The organism is Pseudomonas sp. TH21, from assembly GCF_016651025.1.
Classification (GTDB): Bacteria; Pseudomonadota; Gammaproteobacteria; order Pseudomonadales; family Pseudomonadaceae; genus Aquipseudomonas; species Aquipseudomonas aylmerensis.
This window is the reverse complement of the sequence record NZ_JAEKEQ010000001.1, coordinates 3912373-3932905: the sequence shown is the minus strand read 5'-3', so window position 1 is coordinate 3932905 and position 20533 is coordinate 3912373. Positions and strand designations below refer to the sequence as shown.

Sequence of the window (20533 nt, the reverse complement as noted above, 5' to 3'; positions counted from 1 at the left end):
GCAGTCTCCAAAAGAGGTTATTGGTTGAGGGCCTGTGCGGTATCCAGGTCGGTAATCAGGATGTCCAGGTAGCCGCCCTTGAGCGCGCCACGAATCGCCTGGACCTTGTTCAGCCCGCCGGCCAGGCCCAGCACGCGGTGGATGCTGCGCAGCTTGGGCAGCGCCACCGACACCACGAACTCTTCATCTTCCTCCAGTACCGGCTTGCCCTGGGCGTCGAAGTAGCGCAGGCAGATATCGCCGACGGCACCGCGCTCGGCCAGCAGGCGCAGCATGTCTTCGGTGTAGTAGTTGCCGCTGTTGCGCAGCAGTTGCGAAGGCTCCAGGTCGCCGATGCCGACGATGGCCAGGGTGATGCTGTCAAAGCGTTGCAGCACTTCCTTGACCTCTTCCATCTGCACGATGCGCTGCTTGCTCTCCACCGATTGCTCGATGCTTTGCGAGGGCAGCAGGAACGCCGGGCAGTTGAGCAGGGTGGCCAGGCGCTGGGTCAGCAAGGTCGCTTCAAACGCGCCTTTGTTGCCGACGCCACCCAACAGTTGTACCACTTCCTGGGCGCCTTGTTTGCCCGGTTGTGCATGCAGGTGGCCGACCATGGCGCGAATGGTGCTGCTCCACGACGAAATGCCGATGTGATCCTGCGGCGACAGGCTGGTCTCCAGGTAATGCGCGGCGGCCGAGCCGATGGCCTGCTTGATGCTCTCGTCATTGCCCGGTTCGGTGGCTTCGACCACGATCACCCGGCGCACGCCATAGCGGCGCTGCAACTGGGTTTCCAGCTCCAGGTGCAGGCCTTGCAGGCGCATCACGCTGATCTTCACCACGCCTTCCTGCAGCGCCCGACGCAGGGCGCGGCTGATAAAGGATTGGGACAGGTCGAGCTGTGCGGAAATCTCGGACTGCTTGAGCCCTTCTTCGTAATAGAGGCTCGCGATCTTGGTGATCAGGCGCTGTTCTTCGATTTGGCTCATGAAGGCCTCAGTGGTGACATCAATGCGGGTGAGGATACCAAACCCTTACGACATGATCAGGCCGCCGTCGATATTGATCGCCTGGCCGGTCAGGTAGGCGGCATCGTCGGAGGCCAGGAACGCCACCAGGCCTGCCACATCCGAGGGTTTGCCGGCACGGCGCAGGGGGATGTTCCTGACCCATTCGGCCATCAACTCGCCTTTGCCGTAGCGTTTTTCCTCGGTGCTGAGGATCTCGCCCCACACGCGGTCGTTGTAGTCCCACATTTCGCTTTCGATGATGCCGGGGCAAAACGCGTTGACCGTGATGTTATGCCGCGCCAGTTCCAGCGCCAGGCTCTGGGTGATGCCGATCACGCCCATTTTGCTCGCGGCGTAGTGCGGCGTATAGATGAACCCCTGGCGGCCCTGGCCGGACGAGGTGTTGATCAGCCGCCCGCTGCCTTGCTTGACCATGTACTTGGCCGCTTCCCGGCAGCCCAGCCACACGCCGGTGGTGTTGACCTGCAGCACCTTGTCGAAGTCGGCGCGGGGCATTTTGTCGTAGTGGTCGATGGTGATGATGCCGGCGTTCTGCACCGACACGTCGATGCTGCCAAAGCGCGCGTGGCCTTCGCGGTAGAGCTTTTCAATGTCGTCTTCACGGGTGACGTCGATGGCCAGGGCCAGGGCGTCGACCTTGTATTCCTGGGCCAGTTGGTCGGCGGTGAAGGTCACGCGCTCCAGGTCATTGGAAGCCAGTACCAGGTTGGCGCCTTCCTGGGCGAAGCGCTCGGCAATGCCGGCGCCGATGCCACGGCAGGCGCCGGTGATCACGATGGTTTTACCGCTGAAACGTTGCGACATCACAAGACTCCTTACCAGCAGACGAAGCCGCCATCGACCAGCAGGTCGACACCGGTGCAGAAAGACGAGGCCTGGCTGACCAGGAAAATCGCCGGGCCGACCATTTCTTCCACGCTGGCCATGCGGCCCATGGGCGTGGTCTGTTCAAAAATCTTCACCTGGTCGGCGACTTCCGGGCGCGAGTTCATCGGCGTCGCGGTGTAGCCGGGGCTGATGCAGTTGACCCGCAGGCCCTTGTCGGCCCATTCCATCGCCAGGCTTTTGCTCAGGTGGATCACCCCGGCCTTGGAGGTGTTGTAGTGCGCCTGCAGCAAGCCGCGGTTGACGATGCTGCCGGACATCGAGGCGATATTGACGATGGCGCCTTTGCCGCGCGGCAACATCACGGCGGCCTGGGCCTGGCAACTGAGGAAGATGCCCGTGAGGTTGATGTCCAGGGTGGTCTGCCAGCGCTGCAGCTCGAGGTCTTCGGCGGCCTGGGCGTTGGCGATACCGGCGCAGTTGACCGCCACGCTCAGCGGGCCGAGTTCGGTTTCGGTGCGAGCGACGGCGGCGTCCAGCGCGGCGCGCTCGGTGACGGTGCCGCTCAGGGCCAGGGCACGACGGCCCAATCCCTGGATGCGTTCTACGGTGCTGGCAATGCCGGGGCTGCCGGGCAGGTCAAAACACGCCACATCGGCGCCGGCCTCGGCCAGCCCGACGGCGATGGCCTGGCCGATCCCGCTGCCTGCACCGGTGACAAAAGCGACTTGGCCCTGAAGACTGAAAAGTTGCATGGATGACTCCGTAGTTCATGGTTAGCAATACACCCCGCCTCGATCTGTCATTGGGGTGTGTCTGATTCAACGCAGGGGCCTGAGGGGGGCTGCTGCGCAGCCCAACGCGGGGCAAGTCCGCTCACCACAAGGGTCGCGCTTTTACCGTTGTTAGATGTCATTGCCGGTCCCGGTGACGAAGGCGACTTGGCCCTGAAGACTGAAAAGTGGCATGGATGACTCCCTTATTCATGGTTGGCAATACCCCCCCCTCGATCTGTCATTAGGGTGTGCTTGATTCAACGCGGGGCCCTGAAGGGGGCTGCTGCGCAGCCCAACGCGGGGCAAGCCCGCTCACCACAAAGGGGTCGCGCTTTTACCGTTGGATAGATGCCACTGTCGGTCCCGGTGACGAAGGCGACCTGGCCCTGAAGACTGAAAAGTGGCATGGATGACTCCCTTACTAATGGTTAGCAATACACCCCCGCCCCCCTGTGGTGAGCGGGCTTGCCCCGCGTTGGGCTGCGAAGCGGCCCCTCGATCTGCCACCGGGGTGTGTCTGATTCAACGCGGGTGCCTGAGGGGGGGCTGCTGCGCAGCCCAACGCGGGGCAAGCCCGCTCACCACAAAAAGGGTTCCGCTTCCATCGTTCGTGGTCATGCGGTGGCCATTTCCATCACCGAAACCGGTGTGGCCTCGCCACGTTCCAGAATCCCCATCTGTCGCCCTCGGCTCATCACCATCACCCGATGGGACAGCCCGAGCACTTCATCCAGGTCGGAACTCACCACAATCACAGCCATGCCCTTGGCCGCCAGGTCCGCGATCACTTCATAAATCGCCGCGCGTGCGCCCACGTCGATGCCGCGCGTGGGTTCGTCGAGGATGAACACCTTGGGATTGCGTGCCAGCCATTTGGCAATGATCACCTTCTGCTGGTTACCCCCGGACAGGCTGGAAATCCGCGACTGCGGTGCCCCTTTAACACCCAGGCGCGCCACCGCCGTGCGCGCGAATTCGCGCAGCGGGGCAGGGAACACCCAACCGCGTTTATCCAGCAGGTCGGTGTTGCCGTAGATCAGGTTGTCTTCGATCCGATGCTCCACCACCACGCCTTGCTGCTTGCGGTCTTCGGGCACCAGCACCACGCCGGCCTGGATTGCCTCGAACGGCGAGCGCAGCTGGCGGACTTCACCGTCCAGCACCATATGGCCTTGGATATCCCGGGCCGCACCGGCGATGGTGCGCACCAGTTCGGTCCGCCCGGCGCCGACTACCCCGGCAATGCCGAACACCTCGCCGGCGCGCACGCTGAAGTCGATGCCGTGCAAGGCAAACTCGCGGCAGGTCAACTCCTTGACCTGCAGCATCACTCGCGCCTGCGGTGCCTGCAGCGTCGGGAAAATCCGCTCCAGGCTGCGTCCGACCATCTGCTCGACCAACTCACGCACCGGCACCTGGGCCGTGGCGTGCAGGGCGATCTGGCGACCGTCGCGCAGCACCAGCACGCGGTCGGCGATGCGCGCGATTTCTTCCAGGCGGTGACTGATATAGATGAACGAAACGCCCTCGGCCTTGAGCCGTTCCACCTGCTTGAACAGCAGCTCGGTTTCGTCACCGCCCAATGCCGCGGTGGGCTCGTCGAGGATCAACAGGCTGGCCTTGAGGGTCAGCGCCTTGGCGATTTCCACCAGTTGCTGGGCCGCCACGCTCAGGCCTTCGACCTTGCGCGACGCCGGCACCTTGAGCCCCAGGCGCTCGAGCTGGATCTGCGCCTGGGCCTCCATGTACTCGCGGTCGACCCGCCCGTGACGCATGGGCAGGCGGCCGACGAAGATGTTTTCGGCGATCGACAGTTGCGGCAGCAGACGGATTTCCTGGTGGATCAGGCCGATCCCCGCACCCAGCGCGGCACCCGGTGATGCCGGCGCATAGGGCGCGCCGAGCCAGGTCATGCTGCCGCCGGCTTCGGGTTGCACCAGGCCGGCGATGATCGACGACAAGGTCGACTTGCCCGCGCCGTTCTCACCGAGCAGGGCCAGTACCTCGCCAGGGCGAATATCCACGTTGACCTGCGACAGCACCTGCACCGGCCCGTAGGCCTTGCTGATATTGCGCAGGCACAGCACCGCGTCAAGTTGAGCGGTGTCCAGAGCGGCTGCTTGCATGACGACCTCCGAGGCTTACGGGTGCTGTTGCAGGAACGGCGCGACGTTGTCTTTGGTGGTCAGCACGGTGGGCAGCAGTTGTTCCTTGGGCACGTCTTTGCCAGCCTTCAGGTCAATTGCCGAGGCTACGGCCAGGCGCCCCATTTTCTGCGTCTGCTGGGTCATGGTCGCGTTGAGCACACCACTTTCCACGGCCTTGAGCCCGGCGACGTCGCCGTCAAAACCGACCACCACGACTTTGTGATCGAGGTTGCCGACTTTCACTGCCTGGGCCGCGCCCAATGCCATGGCGTCGGCGCGCCCGAAGAATACGGTGATGTTCGGGTCACGCTGGAGCAGGTCCTGGGCCACCGCGAAGCCTTTGTCCTGGGCCCATTCGGCGGGTTGCTGGGCGACCACCTTGAGGTCCGGGAAGGCTTTAAGGCCCTGTTCAAAGCCTTTGGCGCGGTCGTTTTCCGGCGTGGTGCCGAGCTGGCCTTGCAGGATCGCGATGCGCCCCTTGCCGTCGGTGATCTTGCCCACGTACTCGGCCAGGGTCTTGGCGCCGGCCACGCTGTCGCTGGCGATAAACGTATCGCCGGGTGCGTCGGGGGCGTTGCGGTCGACGGCGATCACCGGGATGCCGGCGGCCTTGGCGGCTTTGACCGGCACACCGGCGGCGGTAGCACCGGCCGGAATGTAGATCAGCACGTCGATCTGGCGGGTGATCAGGTCTTCAATCTGGCTGACCTGGGTCGAGGAATTGCCCTGGGCGTCCACGGTGATCACCTTGATCCCCTTGGCCTTGCCCTCGGCTTCCACCGACTGCTTGATCTGGTTGAAGAAGTCGGCCTGCAGGTTGGCCACGGCCAGGCCGATGGTCAGGTCCTTGGCCCAGGTGGTGCCGGCGGCGCCGAGGGTCGCGGCAGCCAAGGCAGTGGCGATTAGCAGTTTCTTGGGGCTGAACATGTCGGTGACTCCTGGTTTTATTGTTGGAGGGTGTCAACTGTCGAAGAGGTTTAACGGGCAGTGCTGGAACGGCGTCGCAGGGTGTCGATGGTCACGGCGAGGGCGATGACCACGCCGATCACCACTTGTTGAATGAACGGCGAAACGCCAAGCAGGTTGAGGCCATTGCGCAGCACGCCAATGATCAGCACCCCCACGAGGGTGCCACCGATACTGCCGACGCCACCGCTGAGGCTGGCGCCGCCAATTACCACGGCGGCGATGGCGTCCAGTTCCAGGCTCAGGCCGGCGCTGGGTTGGGACGAATCGAGACGGGCGGCGAGGGTCACCGCGGCAATGCCGGCGAGGGCGCCGCTGATGGCGTACACCCACAGCGTGATCGCGCGCACCTTGATGCCCGACAGGCGCGCCACTTCCGGGCTACCGCCCATGGCGTAGAGGTTGCGGCCGCCGGCACGAAAGCGCAGGAACACCCACGCCACCACCAGCATCACCAGGAACAGCCCGACGGTGGCCGAGAGAAAACCGAAATGCCGCACCGTCGCCAGGCTGGTGAACCAGTCCGGGTAACCGACGATCTGCCGGCCTTCGGTGAGGATATTTGCCAGGCCACGGGCCACCGACATCATGGTCAGCGTGGCAATGAACGGCGGCAGCTTGGCGTAGGTGATCAAGCCCCCGGAGACCAGCCCGGCCAGCATGCCGCTGGCAATCGAAATCGGGATGGCGAAGCCCAGCGGCACCGCCTGGTCCTGATAGAGCCAGCCGAGCATCATCATCGAGAAGGCCAGCACCGAGCCGACCGACAGGTCAATGCCGCCGATCACGATCACCGCCGTCATGCCGATCGCCAGGATGCCCAGCACCGTGACCTGATCGAGAATGTTCAGGCCATTGCGCAACGAGAAGAAGAATTCGGAACTGAAGGAGAAGACCAGCACCAACAGCACCAGCCCGATCAACGGGCCGCCGATATTGCTGGGCAGCAGTTTCACCAGCCGTGGGCGGTGGGGCGGCTTGAGTTCGGCCGGGTGCTGGACAATCGCTTTGGCGTCCACAGTGTTCTCCTGATTTATTTTTTTTGGAGTGCTTTCAGGTCGCTTGAATATTTATGCGTGCCTGACTGTTAATTCAGATTCCAGTGCCACTGCGTCAAAGTCAAGCGCTTAATTTTTCATGTGCGCCTCTAAACCGCAGCTTTTATACGCCTCAAAGCCACGGGATAGATAACCCCGGGTGGGATTTTGGCCGTCTGTCCGAGGGGCTTTTGCGCGACTTATTTCATTTTTCAGCGAATCACTCACTTGACCTGCTGGCGGATCGGCGTCTAAATAGAAATATATTGTCACTGCTGAATAAATATTCAAAACAGCTTTCGGCACTTTCACCTCGCGTGGTCAGCCCACAGGAGCCGCTGCATGAATGCCTTCCAGTACGACGCCCACCAGATCAAAGAACAGGCCCGCCTGATCCGGCGCCACGTGATCCGCCTGAATGCCGACTCACCGGCCGGCGGGCACACCGGGGCCGATCTGTCGGAAACCGACATCCTCGCCACGCTGTATTTCCGCATCCTCAATACCGGCCCGGAACGCACCGAAGACCCTGAGCGCGATATCTATATCCAGAGCAAGGGCCACGGCGTCGGCGGTTTGTATTGCTGCCTGGCGCAGGCGGGCTACATTCCGACCGACTGGTTGCCTACTTACCAGCACTTCAATTCGCACTTGCCGGGTCACCCGGTGCGGCAGAAAACCCCCGGTATCGAACTCAACACCGGCGCTCTCGGCCATGGTTTGCCGGTGGCGGTGGGGTTGGCGTTGGCGGCGAAAATGTCCGGCAGCAAAAAGCGTATCTACGTGCTGACCGGCGACGGCGAGCTGGCTGAAGGTTCCAACTGGGAAGCCGCAATGGCGGCGGCGAAGTACGGCCTGGATAACCTGTTTGTGATCGTCGACAAGAACAAGCTGCAGCTGGCGGGGTTGACTGCCGAGATCATGCCGCTGGACCCGCTGGACGTGAAATGGGCCGCCTTCGGCTTTCGTGTCAGTGAGTGCGACGGCAACGACGTCGGCCAGTTGATAGACGCTCTGGAAGACATGCAGACCCACACCGGCGCGCCCCAGGTGCTGATCGCCCACACCATTAAAGGCAAGGGCGTGTCGTTTATCGAAGCCCGTCCCGAATGGCACCACCGCGTGCCCAAGGGTGACGAAATCAACGCGGCACTGGAGGAGTTGAGTCATGGCGAGTGAACATCTGGCGAGCGTCATGGTGCAGGCGTTTATTGAGGCGGTCGATGCCGGGTTGGACGTGGTGCCGGTGGTCAGCGACTCCACCTCCACGGCCAAGATCGGCCCGTTTGCCCAGCGCTTTCCCGAGCGCCTGATCAACGTCGGCATTGCCGAACAGTCGCTGGTCAGCGTCGCGGCGGGCCTGGCGCTGGGTGGCAAGATTGCCGCCACCTGCAACGCGGCGCCGTTTCTGATCTCGCGCGCCAATGAGCAGATCAAGGTCGACGTCTGCTACAACCAGGCCAACGTCAAGATGTTCGGCCTGAATGCCGGCACCAGCTATGGTCCGCTGGCCAGCACCCACCACAGCCTTGACGATATTTCGGTGATGCGTGGCTTTGGCAATGTGCAGATTTTCGCGCCGGCCGATGCGATCGAGTGCCGCCAGATCGTCGATTACGCGCTGCGCTACCACGGCCCGGTGTACATCCGTCTCGATGGCAAAGCCTTGCCGGATGTGCACGGCGCCGATTACCAATTCGTGCCGGGGCAGGTGGATATCCTGCGCCAGGGCGCCGATGTGAGCATCGTCGCCCTGGGGTCGGTGGTGCACGAGGCGGTGGATGCCGCGGCGTTGCTGGCGGAGCAGGGGATCCAGGCGCAGGTGATCAATCTGTCGTCGGTCCGGCCACTGCAGCGTGACGTCTTGCTCAGTGCCTTGAGCGGCACCCACGCGGTCATCACCGTGGAAGAACACAACATCAACGGCGGCATCGGCAGCCTGGTTGCCGAAGTGCTGGCCGAGGCCGGGCTGGGTATCGCGCTGATCCGCCTGGGCATCGGTGACGGCGAATACGCCGCCGCCGGCGCCCGTGAACCGACCCGCGCCTTGCATAACATCGACGCGGCTGGGATCGTGGCGGCTGCCACTCGGTTGCGGTGACCCCCATGAATAACCACACTCCGCTGATCCTGGCGATAGACGAAGGCACCAGCAACGCCAAGGCGGTGCTGGTCAACGCGCTCGGGCAGGTGATTGCCCGCGGCTCGCGGCCGTTGAGCGTCAGCCATCCGCAGGCCGGGTTTTCCGAACAGGATCCGCTGTTCATCTGGCACAGCACCCTGGCTGCGATTGAAGAATGCCTGGCCCAGGTGGAGCGTCCGATCACCGCCTTGGCCATCAGCAACCAGCGCGAATCGGTGGTGGCCTGGGACAGGCGCACGGGCGAGCCGGTGTCGCCGTGCATCAGTTGGCAATGCCGACGCTCCACCGCGTTGTGCGCCCAGCTGCATGAGCAGGGGCACGAGGCTGTGATCCTGGAAAAACCGGGCTGGCGCTGGACCCGATGTTCTCCGCCGGAAAGTTTCGCTGGATTCTCGACACCCTTGAAGACGGTCACGCCCGCGCGGCTGCCGGCGAGATTTGCCTGGGTACCGTCGACAGCTGGCTGCTGTGGAAACTCAGCGGCGGCCAGGTGTTCGCCACCGATTATTCGAATGCCGCGCGCACCCAGCTGTTCAACCTGCACACCTGCGCCTGGGACCCTGAGTTGCTGGCGCTGTTCGACATTCCTCTGGCGGCCCTGGCGCCGATCCGTGCGAGCGCGGGTTTCTTCGCCGAGACCGTCGCGCTGGGCGGCTTGCCTGCGGGCATCCCGGTGATGTCGATGATCGGCGATTCCCACGCCGCGCTGTACGGGCAGGGCGGTTTTGCCCCGGGGTTGGTGAAGGCCACCCTCGGCACCGGTTCTTCGTTGATGACGCCCATGAAGGGGCCGATCGCGTCCACGCACGGTCTTTCGACCACGCTGGCCTGGCATGACGGCAGCCAAGCCACCTTTGGCATGGAAGGCAATATCGTGCACACCGGCGCGGCGGTGCAGTGGGCCTCGCGCCTGGTGGCGGGTGAGTCGCTGGATGCGTTGACCGAACAGGCCGCGCAACTGCCGGACAATGGCGGCGTGTACTTTGTGCCGGCGCTGTCCGGTTTGGGCGCGCCGCACTGGAAGGCCGATGCGCGCGGGTTGATCTGCGGGCTGACCGAAGCGACGTCTGGTGCGCATATCCTGCGTGCTTCGCTGGAGTCCATCGGCTATCAGATTCGCGATGTGTTCGAGGCGATGCAGCAGGACATTGGCAGTCCGCTCAAGGAGTTGTGGGTCGACGGCGGCGCCACGCGCAACCGCTGGCTGATGCAGTTCCTGGCCAACCTGCTGCAACGCCCGGTGGTGCGCAGCCTATCGCCGGAAGTCTCGGCGCTGGGCGCGGCGCACCTGGCGGGACGAGCCTTGGGCGTGTGGGCGAGCGATGCAGCGCTGGCGCAATTGGAGCGACAGCGCGAGCGGTTCGAGCCGCAGGATGACCCGGCGATGGCAGGTCGTTACGCCGAATGGAAAAAGGCCCTGGCCCGCACACTGCTCTAAGGGTGTATGCAGCTCAAAAATGTGCGAGCTGGCTTGCTCGCGAATGCGCTCTTTCAGTCGAAGATGTATTCATTGAACCACCGCTTTCGCGAGCAAGCCCGCTCCCACAGTTGATTGAGTCACTGCTGGGAGAGGGTATGGAGATCAAAAGTGTGGGAGCTGGCTTGCCAGCGATAGCGGTGGTTCAGCATTGAAGAGGTGGCTGACGGGGCGCCATCGCAGGCAAGCCAGCTCCCACAGTTGATCGAGTCACGGCTTGGAAGGGGTATGGAGCTCAAATTGTGGGAGCGGGCTTGCTCGCGAATGCAGTCTTTCAGTCGAAGATGTATTCACTGAACCACCGCTTTCGCGAGCAAGCCCGCTCCCACAGTTGATCGGGTTACTGCTTGGAGAGGGTATGGAGATCAAAAGTGTAGGAGCTGGCTTGCCAGCGATAGCGGTGGGTCAGTAACGAAGAGGTGGCTGACGGGTTGCCATCGCAGGCAAGCCAGCTCCCACAGTTGATCGGGTCACTGCTTGGACAGGGTATGGAGATCAAATTGTGGGAGCGGGCTTGCTCGCGAATGCGCTCTTTCAGTTGAAGATGTATTCATTGAACCACCGCTTTCGCGAGCAAGCCCGCTCCCACAGTTAGACCGTGCCCGGCCTCAGGGCTTCCAGGTCTGCACATCCTTGGCGTCTACTGCCTTGGGCAGCAAGCCGGCCTTGAAGAACGCGTCGGCAATCTTCTGCTGCTCACCCAACTGATCGAGCGTCACCGGTTGCACCTGATAACTGCGGTGCGCATTGGCCGCTTCTACGGTGGCCACGTCCAGGTTGCCCCACAACGGGCCGAGGATTTTCGCCGCGTCCTGCGGGTTTTTCTTCACCCACTCGCCGGTTTTCTCCAACTGCGCGTACACCACTTTCAACACCTGCGGATGCGCCTTGGCGTACGGCGTCCCGGTCAGGTAGTAACGCTTGTAACTGGCCAGCCCGGCGCCGTCCGCCAAGGTGCGTGTCGGCAATTGACGCTGCACGCTGGTCAGGAAGGGTTCCCAGGTGACCCACGCATCCACCTTGTTGTTCTCGAACGCCGCGCGACCATCGGCCGGCGACAGGTACGCAGGCTCGATATCCGAGAAGGCCAGCCCCGCCTTGGCCAGCGCCGCGATCAGCAAATAGTGGGTGCCGGCCGCCTTGGTCACCGCGATTTTCTTGCCTTTCAAATCCGCCAGTTGCTGGATCGGCGAATCCTTGCGCACCACGATGGCCTGGGCCGAAGGCGAGGGCGCTTCCTGGGCGAAGTAGGTGAGTTTGGCCTGGGCCGCCTGGGCGAAGATCGGCACGGTATCCGCCACATCGGCGCTGATGTCGACGTTGCCCACGTTCAGCGCTTCGAGCAGCGGCAGGCCGCTGGGGAACTCGTGCCAGCTCACATCAATGTTGTCGGCCTTGAGGGCTTGTTCCAGGGTGCCCTGGGTTTTCAGCAGGGTGATCAGGGTCGAGGATTTCTGGTAGCCGATGCGCAGGGTTTCCTGGGCTTCGGCGCTGATGGCAACGGAAAAGGCCAGCAACCCTAAAACGACGGCGAGGGGACGGCGAATGGACATGGCGAGCTCGATCTTCAGCGAAATATCGCCAAGCATAAAGTTCTAAAAACTATTCGATAAATACTCTTTCGATCTTAGCTTAGGGCGCTTTTCGCACAGTCCTGCGAATTCGGCATAACCATAGAATTATAGAGTTCTTTCATAATCGCTCGTCATTAATATAATCAAGTTCGCTTATTTGCCAGGCCTTATGCCGCGTTTTGGCATATGCAGCTTCTTTCACTTCTTCTATGCCAAGGCCTTTTCATGACGTTCAAAAAACTCATTCTCGCCGCCAGCCTGCTGTTTGCCGCAGCGGCGGCCCATGCCGAGCAGACCCTGGATATCAGCTACCAGCGCTCATCCACCCTGTGGATCCTGCTCAAGCAAAATGGCCAGCTGGAACAGCGCCTCAAGCCGCTGGGGTTCACGGTCAACTGGCATGAATTCAGCACCGGCCTGCTCAGCTCGTTGAACGCCGGCAGCGTCGACCTGCATGCCGATGTGGCCGACGCCTTCGCCCTTTTCACCCAGGCCGCCGATGCGCCGCTGACCTACTACGCGCAGGAAAACGCGTCGCCCGGCGCGCAGGCGATCATCGTGCAGGATAAATCGCCGATCCACAGCGTTGCCGACCTCAAGGGCAAGACCGTCGCCGTGTCCAAAGGCTCGGGCAGCAATTTCCTGCTGATCAGTGCGCTGAAAAAAGCCGGGCTGACCCTTGCCGATATCACCCCGCGTTACCTCGAAGCCCCCGACGGCGGCGCGGCGTTCGCCAATGGCAGCGTGGACGCCTGGGTGATCTGGGACCCGTTCTACGCGACCCAGCAACTCGACCACCACGCGCGCGTGATTGCCGACGGCAGCGACGGCCTGGCCAATTACAACCGCTTCTACCTGGCCACGACCCGGTTCGCCAAGGCGCATCCGGACGTGTTGCAGGTGACGTTCGACACCCTGCGCGAGACCGGCCAATGGGTCAAAGCCCATCCCAAGGAAGCCGCTGAAATTCTCGGTCCGCTGTGGGGCAACATCGCTCCGGCCACGGTGGAGCGCGCCAACAGCCGACGCAGCTACGACATCATTCCGGTCAAGGTGGACAACCTCGCCGAACAGCAACGCATCGCCGATTACTACTACGCCGCCAAGCTGATTCCCAAGCCGCTGAAAGTCTCTGATATCACCGTGTGGACGCCGAAGCCATGAGCCGCCAGATCCACTTGTCAGCTTTCCTGCTGAGCGGCCCCGTGGTGCACAGCCATGCGGTGTGGCGCCATCCGGAAACTGTCGGCAATTACCTCGATCCCGAGTACTACGCGCGAGTGGCCAAGGTGGTGGAGGAGGGGCTGTTCGACTTTCTGTTCTTCGCCGATCGCCTGGCGGTGGGTGACCAGATGGGCGGCTCCCGCGAGTTGGCCTTGCGCTACGGCGCCCAGGACGCCACGCGCCTCGACCCGCTGCCGATCCTCTCCTACCTGATCGGCCAGACCCGCAAGTTGGGCCTGGGCGCGACGCGGTCCACCACCTATTACGAACCGGCACACATCGCCCGCGAGTTTGCCACCCTCGACCACCTGTCCAAGGGCCGCGCGGCCTGGAATATCGTCACCTCGATGAACGACAGCGAAGGGCGCCTGTTTGGCAAGGACAAGCACCTGGAACACGACCTGCGTTATGACCGCGCCGATGAGTTTGTCGAAGTCGCGCTGAAGCTCTGGAGCAGCTGGGGCAAGGACGCATTGAAGCTTGATCGTGCCAGCGGCGTGCTCGCCGACCCGGCGTTGATCCAGTCGGTGCAGCATCAGGGCGAGTGGTTCAAGGTCGAGGGCCCGCTGAATATTCCGCGCACGCCCCAGGGGCGGCCGGTGCTGATCCAGGCCGGCTCCTCCGGACGTGGCCGTCGGTTCGGCGCGCGCTGGGCCGAAGCGATTTTCACCATTCACCCGCACCTGGCAGCCATGCGCGCGTTTCGCGATGACGTGCGCGCGCAGGTCGTGCAGCAAGGCCGCGAGGCCGACAGTTGCAAGGTACTGACAGCGGTGATGCCGTTCATTGGCGGCAGCGAAGCCGAAGCCCGCGCCAAGCGCGACCGGCACAACGCCCTGGCGCGACCCGAACTGGGCCTGGTGACGCTGGCTTCGCAGTTGAATGTGGACCTGTCGCCCTTCCCGTTGAGCGCCACGCTGGCGGAAATCGCGCAGTCGCCGCTGATCCATCCGGCTGCTGCGGAAAAGCTGCTGATGCAAGGCCCGCAGACCACCCTGGAACAACTCGGCCGGATCTTCGCCAGCAGCGTGCGCGTGCCGCAACTGGTAGGCACCGGGGCGCAGATCGCCGACCAACTGGCCGAACTGTTCGAGCAGGGCGGTTGCGACGGGTTTGTGATTTCGCCGGGGTATTTGCCGGGGTCGTTTACTGAGTTTGTCGAGAGTGTGATTCCGCATCTGCAGCGCAAAGGCTTGTTCCGCAAAGCGTATGAGGGCTCCACGCTGCGCGAGCACTTGGGACTGGCTGACCTGCAGGCCTGACCGCAACTTGCGCGACACACGCGCTTTTTTGTGGGGACCGAGCTTTTTTGTGGTGAACGGTTTTTTTGTGGTGAACGGTTTTTTTGTGGCAAGCCCGCTTTTTGTGGCGAGCGGGCTTGCCCGCGTTGGGGCGCGAAGCGCCCCCAAAACCCAACCCCGCGGTGTACCTGAAAGAACGCGGTGACTGTATTTGGGGCCGCTGCGCAGCCCAACGCGGGGCAAGCCCGCTCACCACAGGTAAGCCCGCTCACCACATCCAAGCGGGCTCTCCACAGGCAAGCCCACTCACCACAGGCAAGCGGGTTCACCATAGGCAAGCCCACTCACCACATCCAAGCGGGCTCACCACAGAAAAGCCCGTTTGCCGCATAACCAAGAATATCAATTTAAAAGGGATATTGAGCATGGCCACTTTTGATCACTTGACCCGTCGCCGCCTGCTCGGCATGGTCGGCCTGACCCTGGCTGGCCTGTCGCTGCCCGGCCTGGGCTTTGCCGCCGATGAACACGCCGGCCACAACACGCCCCAGGAGCCCGCCGGCACCGGAGACTTCATCCGCCTGGACGCGCCGCGCAAGCTGAAACTTGCCGTCAACCTCAACGCCGTGTGCCTGGCCCCGGTGGTGATCGCCCACGGCCAGGGGTTTTTCACCAAGCACAATCTCGACGTGGAGCTGGTCAACTTCGGCAACTCCACCGAAGTGCTGCTCGAAGCCATCGCCACCGGCAAGGCGGATGCGGGCGTGGGCATGGCGCTGCGTTGGCTCAAGGCGCTGGAGCAGGGCTTTGATGTGAAGCTCACTGCCGGCACCCACGGTGGTTGCCTGCGTTTGCTCAGTGCCGTGAACGGCGGCGTGAGCAAGCTCGAAGACCTCAAGGGCAAGGCCATCGGCGTGACCGATATGGCCAGCCCGGACCGCAATTTCTTTTCGATCCTGCTGAAAAAGCACGGCGTCGACCCGGTGCGCGATGTCGAATGGCGCCTGTACCCGGCCGACCTGCTGGGCACTGCGCTGGAGCGTGGGGAAGTGCAGGCGGTGAGCGGCAGTGACCCGTTCATGTACCGCCTGATCAAGTCCGGCGTGGCACGCGAGCTGTCCACCAACCTGGTGGAGGAATACGCCAACCTCAGCTGCTGCGTGGTCGGTGTCACCGGCAAGCTGGTGCGTGAAGACAAACGCGTAGTGGCGGCGCTGACCCAGGCGATTCTCGAAGCCCATGATTATTCCGTGCAGCACCCGGAGGCCGTCGCCAAGGGCTTCCAGTCCTATGCGCTGAACACCTCCACCGAAGAAGTGCAGGCGATCCTCCACGATCACACCCACGGCCACCATGCGGTCGGCGCGGCATTGACCCAGGAGATCACCACCTACGTCACCGACCTGAAAACCGTCGAAGTGATCAGCAAGGGCACCGACCCGGTGGAATTCGCCAAGGAGATCACCGCCGATGTCTTCAGCTGACGCCACAACCCTCAATCCACCGGTGGCCCTCAAGGTCGGCTGGCAGGGCGCCGCCGTGGTGGCGGCCTGGGTGGCCGTCGCGCTGTTGATCAGCTATTGGCCCAACGCGACGCGCAATTGGCCGATGACCCAGGGCCTGGCGAATCTGTGCGTCGGCGTAGCGGTCGTGTTTATCCTGCTGAGCCTGCTCGGGCGCAAATTGACCAGGCTCGGGCTGCGCCTGCACACGGCGGCGCCTTGGCTGATCGCCCTGCCGGCGCTGCTGGGCCTCTGGGAATTGCTCACCGCCAAACTGGCGCTGTTGCCGGTGCCGTTCTTTGCCCCACCGCAGGCCTTGCTCGCGGTGTACCTCGAAGACTACGCGCGGCTGGCGGACAGCCTGCTTCATTCGGCAGTGTTGCTGGGTTCCGGCGTGGCGCTGGGCGCCGCCACCGGCTTTGTCGCCGGCGTGGCCATCGGCTGGTCCACGCGGATCGGTTACTGGCTGCACCCGGTGTTGCGCATCCTCGGTCCGGTGCCGTCGACGGCGTTGTTGCCGCTGTGCTTTTTCCTGTTTCCCAGCAGCTGGAGCGCCAGCGTGTTCCTGATCGCGCTGGCCACCTGGTTTCCGGTCACGGTGCTGACTTGGTCCGGCGTCGCCAGCGTCGACAAAGCTTATTACGACGTGGCGCGCACCTTGGGCGCGAAGCAGGGCTTTCTGATTTTCAAGGTGGCGATTCCCGCCGCGTTGCCCCACGTTTTCGTCGGCCTGTTCATGGGCCTTGGCGCGTCGTTTTCCACCCTGGTCGTGGCGGAGATGATGGGCGTGAAATCCGGCATCGGCTGGTACCTGCAGTGGGCCCAGGGCTGGGCCGCCTACGCGAATATGTACGCTGCACTGTTGATCATGGCATTGGCCTGTTCGGGGTTGATCACCGGGTTGTTCCTGGTGCGCGATCGGTTGTTGGCCTGGCAAAAAGGAACGATGAAATGGTAGCCCTGGCAACCGCAGTCGCCGCTTCCACGGGGTTGGCACTGCGTATTGAAAACCTCAGCCATGGCTTCGCCCTGGATGGTCAGCACCTGCCGGTATTGGAGCGGGTCTCCCTGGATGTTGCACCGGGCGAGTTCGTGGCGTTGCTCGGGCCTTCGGGCTGTGGCAAATCCACCTTGCTGCGCCTGGTGGCCGGCCTCGAACCTGCGGATGCCGGCAAGCTGCTGGCCGACGGCGAGGCCATCCTCGGCCCCGACCCGAGCCGCGTGGTGGTGTTCCAGGACCCGACCCTGTACCCGTGGCGCCGCGTGTGGGACAACGTTGCCATTGGCCTGGAAGCCCAGGGCCTGCTCAAGACCCATGCGGCCAAGGTCGACGAGGCGCTGGAAAAAGTCGGTCTCAGCCAGTTTGCCCGTGCCTACCCTCGGCAATTATCCGGCGGCATGGCGCAACGTGTCGCGCTGGCGCGTGCGCTGGTCAACCAGCCGCGCTTGCTGATCCTCGATGAGCCCCTGGGCAAGCTCGATTCGCTGACGCGCATCACCATGCAAAAGGAACTCATCGACCTGTGGCAACGCCAGGGCTACACGGCATTGCTGGTGACCCACGATGTGGAAGAGGCGCTGCTGCTGGCCAATCGGGTGATTGTGTTCAGCGACCGCCCGGCGAAAATCCAGGCGCAACTGCACATCGACAGGCCGTATCCACGGCACCGCGACGATCCGTATCTGGTCGACCTGCGGCGGCAGATTCTTGGCCTGCTGGGGCTGGGGGAAAGTTGGTAGTCAGCGCGCGTCTTTCAGCGCAATGGTCTGGCTGGTCGCGTTCAACACGCCGGCGCGCTCGGCCAGGTAGCGCGCCGGCGGCTGGCCCACCGCCTTGCGGAACATGGTGATAAAGCCGCTGGCATTCTCATAGCCCAGGTCCAGGGCCACGGCTTGCACGCTCTGACCTTTGGCCAGGCGCTGCAACGACAGGATCACATGCAACTGCCGTCGCCAACGGCCGAAACTCAAGCCCAATTCCTCGAGCAGCAGGCGCGTCATGCTGCGCTCGCTCATGCCGATGCGCACCGCCCATTGGCCAAGCGTGGCCTTGTCGGCGGGTTCGGACAGCAGGCTGTCGGCCAGGCGCCGCAGCCTCGGATCCCGGGGCATCGGCAGGTGCAGCGCTTCGATGGGGGCAGCGGCCAGCTCGTCCAGCAGCGTGTTGATCAAGCGGCCCTGGGCGCCGGCCTCGTCATACAACTGCGGGAAACTCACCGCCTTGCTGATCAACTCATGCAACAGGCCGGACACTGCCAGGGTGCAGCACTGCGGGGGCAGGGCGCAGGCGGCATCGGGGTCGATCAGCAGGCAATAGACTTCCGCCTCACCCGAGCCGCGCGCCGCATGGCAGGTGCCGCCGGGAATCCACAGTGCGCATTGCGGCGGCACGATCCAGATCCCCGCTTCGATTTCGCAATGGATCACCCCGCGCAGGGTGTACATCAACTGGCCTTTGCGGTGCGCGTGTTGCGCGTGTTCCCAGGTGTCCGAGGCGCTGGTGGCACCTACCGCGACCACGGCACGCGGGAACACGTCGGCATCCTTGGCCATCAGCGGGTCGTGCAAGTCCAGGCGGTGGTGTCTCATGGCGCGTTCGCAGTTTGGCTGAATTGCGAAACAGTCTGGCTATTCTGTGCAATGCCGTCCAGTGCCAGGCTCACTATAGTGAGAGTCACTCTCATTAAGGAGCTTGGCCATGCGACTCGACAGTACAACGTTCCCCGTGGTGAAAATCGTGTTTGACGCCCCCAACGAAGGCGGGCCGGAGGATGCGTTCCTGGCCTTTGAACGCCTGTTGGCGAGGGAGCAAGCCTTCATGCTGCTGCACGAAAAATCCGCGGATGAAAACAATCACGAGCACTCCCACGAAGAGCGCAAGCAGGCGTCGATCTGGATGAAAAAAAACAAACAGGCGCTGCGCACGTTCGTCAAAGGCATGATCCAGGTCGAGCCCAGCGCCGCGCAACGCCTGGCCCTCAAGCCGTTTGCGGTCATGTTCGGCAAGGCCTGGGGCTACCCGCTGCTGGTGGTCGAATCCAAGGACCAGGCCTGGGCACTCGCGCGCGATGTGCTGGATGAGCAGGTGTCGGATGTGGCGCATTTCTGAGCTGCGCCAATACAAGCCTGTGGGCGCTGGCTTGCCTGCAATCGCGGTGTGTCGGCACTTCATGCATCAACTGACACACTGCCTTCGCGAGCAAGCCCGCTCCCACATTGGATTGGGGTGGGGCTTAGGCATCTGGATGTATGGAGATCAAAGGTGGGGATTGGGCTGGCGCCCAGGCACCTGGGTGTATGGAGATCAAAAAGTGGGAGCTGGCTTGCCTGCGAAGGCGGTGTGTCAGGCAACTGATGGATCAACTGACACACCGCCTTCGCGAGCAAGCTGAACTGGCCTAATGATTTTGGACACCTCAATCGGGCGCTATGATGGCGTCCAAATCTGAGGTGTTTGGATATGCGTAAATCTTATTCATGTGAGTTCAAACTCAAGGCTGCCAGCATGGTGCTGGACGAGGGGCAGTCGGTTCCCGAGGTCTGTGCCAGCTTGGATATTGGCCCTACGGCCTTGCGCCGCTGGGTCGATCAAGTTCGCAAGGAACGCTTGGGCTCGACTCCGGTGGGAGCCAAGGCGATCACCGCGGATCAGCGAGAGATCCAGGAACTTAAAGCCTTGCTCAGGCAAAGAGACCGGGATATCGAAATCCTAAAAAAGGCCAGTGCTCTCCTGCTTTTGGACGCCAAAGATCACTCTCGTTGATCTGTGAGCTGGGCGAGCAGTACGGCGTTAACGATTGCTGTCGTGTGTTCGGAATAAACCGCAGTAGCTTTTACGCATGGCGTCAGCGCCAAGGCAAGGTGAGCCCTAAGCGAGAGAAACTCAAGGCTATGCTGGTCAAGCACCACAGGGCGTCGAGAGAGTCTGCGGGCGCTCGTACCTTGGCTAAACAGCTGCAAGCCGGCGGGCATGATGTCGGGCGGTTCATGGCTCGCAGCTTGATGCGAGAAGCAGGCATTGTCAGCCGTCAACGCCGGCGCCATAAGTACAAGTCACCTGGCGTGGAGGCTTTGGTGGCACCGCATGTGCTCAAACGCAAGTTTGATGTTGCGACGGTCAATCAGGTGTGGTGTGGGGACGTGACGTACATCAAAGTCGGCAAGCGTTGGCTGTATTTCGCGGCGGTTCTGGACTTGTTCGCTCGCCGGATTGTGGGCTGGTCGTTTTCGATGATCTCTGATGCCACGCTGACCTGCGAAGCCCTGCGCATGGCGATTGAACTGCGCGGTCGCCCAAAAGACGTACTGTTTCACTCCGACCAAGGTTGCCAGTACACCAGCCATAAATTCAGAAATGAACTGCTGGAACATGGACTCCGACAAAGCATGAGCCGTAAAGGCGAATGCTGGGACAACGCTCCGATGGAGCGTTTCTTTGGAAGTTTGAAATCAGAGTGGGTGCCAGAAGCAGGCTACGGGTCGGAACATGAGGCCCGAGCGGATGTGCAGCGCTATGTATCGCGCTACAACATCACCAGGCCGCATAGCTACAACGACTATCGGTCACCAGTCGCCAGGGAGAAGCTGGTGGCGTGAAACCTTAATCGG

At 62.7% G+C, this 20533-nt stretch carries 18 protein-coding genes and 1 pseudogene; 11 read left to right on the top strand and 8 right to left on the bottom strand.

All coding sequences use genetic code 11. From position 1 onward, the window contains the following. Positions 1-17: 17 nt before the first annotated feature. From JFU04_RS17250 to JFU04_RS17225, 6 genes are all read right to left on the bottom strand, one after another. Positions 18-971: a sugar-binding transcriptional regulator gene (locus tag JFU04_RS17250; RefSeq protein ID WP_065907327.1), complete on the bottom strand. Its 954-nt coding sequence runs from the start codon at positions 969-971 to the stop codon at positions 18-20. 45 nt (positions 972-1016) lie between these two features. Continuing rightward, positions 1017-1817, bottom strand: a complete 801-nt coding sequence (locus JFU04_RS17245) for an SDR family oxidoreductase (RefSeq protein ID WP_201145109.1) — start codon at positions 1815-1817, stop codon at positions 1017-1019. 11 nt (positions 1818-1828) lie between these two features. Further along, positions 1829-2593: an SDR family oxidoreductase gene (locus JFU04_RS17240; protein ID WP_065907322.1), complete on the bottom strand. Its 765-nt coding sequence runs from the start codon at positions 2591-2593 to the stop codon at positions 1829-1831. 635 nt (positions 2594-3228) lie between these two features. After that, positions 3229-4740, bottom strand: coding sequence for a sugar ABC transporter ATP-binding protein (locus JFU04_RS17235; RefSeq protein ID WP_201145107.1), 1512 nt, complete (start codon positions 4738-4740; stop codon positions 3229-3231). Positions 4741-4755: 15 nt separating this feature from the next. Then, positions 4756-5688, bottom strand: coding sequence for a sugar ABC transporter substrate-binding protein (locus JFU04_RS17230; RefSeq protein WP_201145105.1), 933 nt, complete (start codon positions 5686-5688; stop codon positions 4756-4758). 50 nt (positions 5689-5738) lie between these two features. After that, on the bottom strand, positions 5739-6746 hold the full coding sequence (locus JFU04_RS17225; protein ID WP_012724867.1) for an ABC transporter permease: 1008 nt from the start codon (positions 6744-6746) through the stop codon (positions 5739-5741). A 360-nt stretch (positions 6747-7106) separates the two neighbouring features. Here JFU04_RS17225 and JFU04_RS17220 point away from each other — a divergent pair, with 360 nt between their 5' ends. The 3 genes and pseudogenes from JFU04_RS17220 (at position 7107) to JFU04_RS17210 (ending at position 10345) form a co-directional block, all read left to right on the top strand. Beyond that, positions 7107-7943 carry a transketolase gene (locus JFU04_RS17220; protein WP_065907316.1) on the top strand — a complete coding sequence of 279 codons (837 nt, stop codon included), beginning with the start codon at positions 7107-7109 and terminating at the stop codon, positions 7941-7943. Next, a complete protein-coding gene (locus tag JFU04_RS17215) occupies positions 7933-8865 on the top strand; it encodes a transketolase family protein (protein ID WP_201145103.1) in 933 nt (310 codons plus the stop codon). The genes JFU04_RS17220 and JFU04_RS17215 overlap by 11 nt, the downstream gene beginning before the upstream one ends. 5 nt (positions 8866-8870) lie before the next feature. Continuing rightward, a pseudogene (locus tag JFU04_RS17210) lies at positions 8871-10345 on the top strand (FGGY family carbohydrate kinase). Between the two features lie 647 nt (positions 10346-10992). Here the strand turns inward: JFU04_RS17210 and JFU04_RS17205 are convergent. Next, positions 10993-11937 (bottom strand): aliphatic sulfonate ABC transporter substrate-binding protein, encoded by a 945-nt coding sequence (locus JFU04_RS17205; RefSeq protein WP_106805641.1) that lies wholly within the window; start codon positions 11935-11937, stop codon positions 10993-10995. A 246-nt stretch (positions 11938-12183) separates the two neighbouring features. Between JFU04_RS17205 and JFU04_RS17200 the strand changes: the two genes are divergently transcribed. From JFU04_RS17200 to JFU04_RS17180, 5 genes are all read left to right on the top strand, one after another. Continuing rightward, positions 12184-13122: an aliphatic sulfonate ABC transporter substrate-binding protein gene (locus JFU04_RS17200; RefSeq protein WP_065904577.1), complete on the top strand. Its 939-nt coding sequence runs from the start codon at positions 12184-12186 to the stop codon at positions 13120-13122. Then, complete coding sequence (locus JFU04_RS17195; protein ID WP_106803495.1) at positions 13119-14444, top strand: LLM class flavin-dependent oxidoreductase; 1326 nt, start codon at positions 13119-13121, stop codon at positions 14442-14444. Before JFU04_RS17200 ends, JFU04_RS17195 begins: the two co-directional genes overlap by 4 nt. A gap of 404 nt (positions 14445-14848) precedes the next feature. Then, positions 14849-15907, top strand: coding sequence for an ABC transporter substrate-binding protein (locus JFU04_RS17190; RefSeq protein WP_201145101.1), 1059 nt, complete (start codon positions 14849-14851; stop codon positions 15905-15907). After that, positions 15894-16883: an ABC transporter permease gene (locus tag JFU04_RS17185; protein WP_065907539.1), complete on the top strand. Its 990-nt coding sequence runs from the start codon at positions 15894-15896 to the stop codon at positions 16881-16883. Before JFU04_RS17190 ends, JFU04_RS17185 begins: the two co-directional genes overlap by 14 nt. Beyond that, on the top strand, positions 16877-17665 hold the full coding sequence (locus tag JFU04_RS17180) for an ABC transporter ATP-binding protein (RefSeq protein ID WP_120448928.1): 789 nt from the start codon (positions 16877-16879) through the stop codon (positions 17663-17665). The genes JFU04_RS17185 and JFU04_RS17180 overlap by 7 nt, the downstream gene beginning before the upstream one ends. On the opposite strand, the gene JFU04_RS17175 is transcribed toward JFU04_RS17180, so the two are convergent. After that, the gene (locus tag JFU04_RS17175; RefSeq protein WP_201145099.1) at positions 17666-18514 is read right to left on the bottom strand and encodes an AraC family transcriptional regulator; all 849 of its coding nucleotides are present in this window, start codon (positions 18512-18514) and stop codon (positions 17666-17668) included. A gap of 109 nt (positions 18515-18623) precedes the next feature. Between JFU04_RS17175 and JFU04_RS17170 the strand changes: the two genes are divergently transcribed. From JFU04_RS17170 to JFU04_RS17165, 3 genes are all read left to right on the top strand, one after another. Beyond that, positions 18624-19034, top strand: coding sequence for a hypothetical protein (locus JFU04_RS17170; protein WP_065907546.1), 411 nt, complete (start codon positions 18624-18626; stop codon positions 19032-19034). 351 nt (positions 19035-19385) lie between these two features. Beyond that, the gene (locus JFU04_RS30295) at positions 19386-19688 is read left to right on the top strand and encodes an IS3 family transposase (protein ID WP_065899480.1); all 303 of its coding nucleotides are present in this window, start codon (positions 19386-19388) and stop codon (positions 19686-19688) included. Next, positions 19685-20521 (top strand): IS3 family transposase, encoded by an 837-nt coding sequence (locus JFU04_RS17165; protein ID WP_065899479.1) that lies wholly within the window; start codon positions 19685-19687, stop codon positions 20519-20521. The genes JFU04_RS30295 and JFU04_RS17165 overlap by 4 nt, the downstream gene beginning before the upstream one ends. The last annotated feature ends 12 nt before the right edge of the window (positions 20522-20533 follow it).

What these genes read in the sequence shown, in the direction of transcription:
- JFU04_RS17250 (WP_065907327.1), bottom strand. Translation starts at nt 971, where the DNA reads ATGAGCCAAATCGAAGAACAGCGCCTGATCACCAAGATCGCGAGCCTC.
- JFU04_RS17245 (WP_201145109.1), bottom strand. Translation starts at nt 1,817, where the DNA reads ATGTCGCAACGTTTCAGCGGTAAAACCATCGTGATCACCGGCGCCTGC.
- JFU04_RS17240 (WP_065907322.1), bottom strand. Translation starts at nt 2,593, where the DNA reads ATGCAACTTTTCAGTCTTCAGGGCCAAGTCGCTTTTGTCACCGGTGCA.
- JFU04_RS17235 (WP_201145107.1), bottom strand. Translation starts at nt 4,740, where the DNA reads ATGCAAGCAGCCGCTCTGGACACCGCTCAACTTGACGCGGTGCTGTGC.
- JFU04_RS17230 (WP_201145105.1), bottom strand. Translation starts at nt 5,688, where the DNA reads ATGTTCAGCCCCAAGAAACTGCTAATCGCCACTGCCTTGGCTGCCGCG.
- JFU04_RS17220 (WP_065907316.1), top strand. Translation starts at nt 7,107, where the DNA reads ATGAATGCCTTCCAGTACGACGCCCACCAGATCAAAGAACAGGCCCGC.
- JFU04_RS17215 (WP_201145103.1), top strand. Translation starts at nt 7,933, where the DNA reads ATGGCGAGTGAACATCTGGCGAGCGTCATGGTGCAGGCGTTTATTGAG.
- JFU04_RS17205 (WP_106805641.1), bottom strand. Translation starts at nt 11,937, where the DNA reads ATGTCCATTCGCCGTCCCCTCGCCGTCGTTTTAGGGTTGCTGGCCTTT.
- JFU04_RS17200 (WP_065904577.1), top strand. Translation starts at nt 12,184, where the DNA reads ATGACGTTCAAAAAACTCATTCTCGCCGCCAGCCTGCTGTTTGCCGCA.
- JFU04_RS17195 (WP_106803495.1), top strand. Translation starts at nt 13,119, where the DNA reads ATGAGCCGCCAGATCCACTTGTCAGCTTTCCTGCTGAGCGGCCCCGTG.
- JFU04_RS17190 (WP_201145101.1), top strand. Translation starts at nt 14,849, where the DNA reads ATGGCCACTTTTGATCACTTGACCCGTCGCCGCCTGCTCGGCATGGTC.
- JFU04_RS17185 (WP_065907539.1), top strand. Translation starts at nt 15,894, where the DNA reads ATGTCTTCAGCTGACGCCACAACCCTCAATCCACCGGTGGCCCTCAAG.
- JFU04_RS17180 (WP_120448928.1), top strand. Translation starts at nt 16,877, where the DNA reads ATGGTAGCCCTGGCAACCGCAGTCGCCGCTTCCACGGGGTTGGCACTG.
- JFU04_RS17175 (WP_201145099.1), bottom strand. Translation starts at nt 18,514, where the DNA reads ATGAGACACCACCGCCTGGACTTGCACGACCCGCTGATGGCCAAGGAT.
- JFU04_RS17170 (WP_065907546.1), top strand. Translation starts at nt 18,624, where the DNA reads ATGCGACTCGACAGTACAACGTTCCCCGTGGTGAAAATCGTGTTTGAC.
- JFU04_RS30295 (WP_065899480.1), top strand. Translation starts at nt 19,386, where the DNA reads ATGCGTAAATCTTATTCATGTGAGTTCAAACTCAAGGCTGCCAGCATG.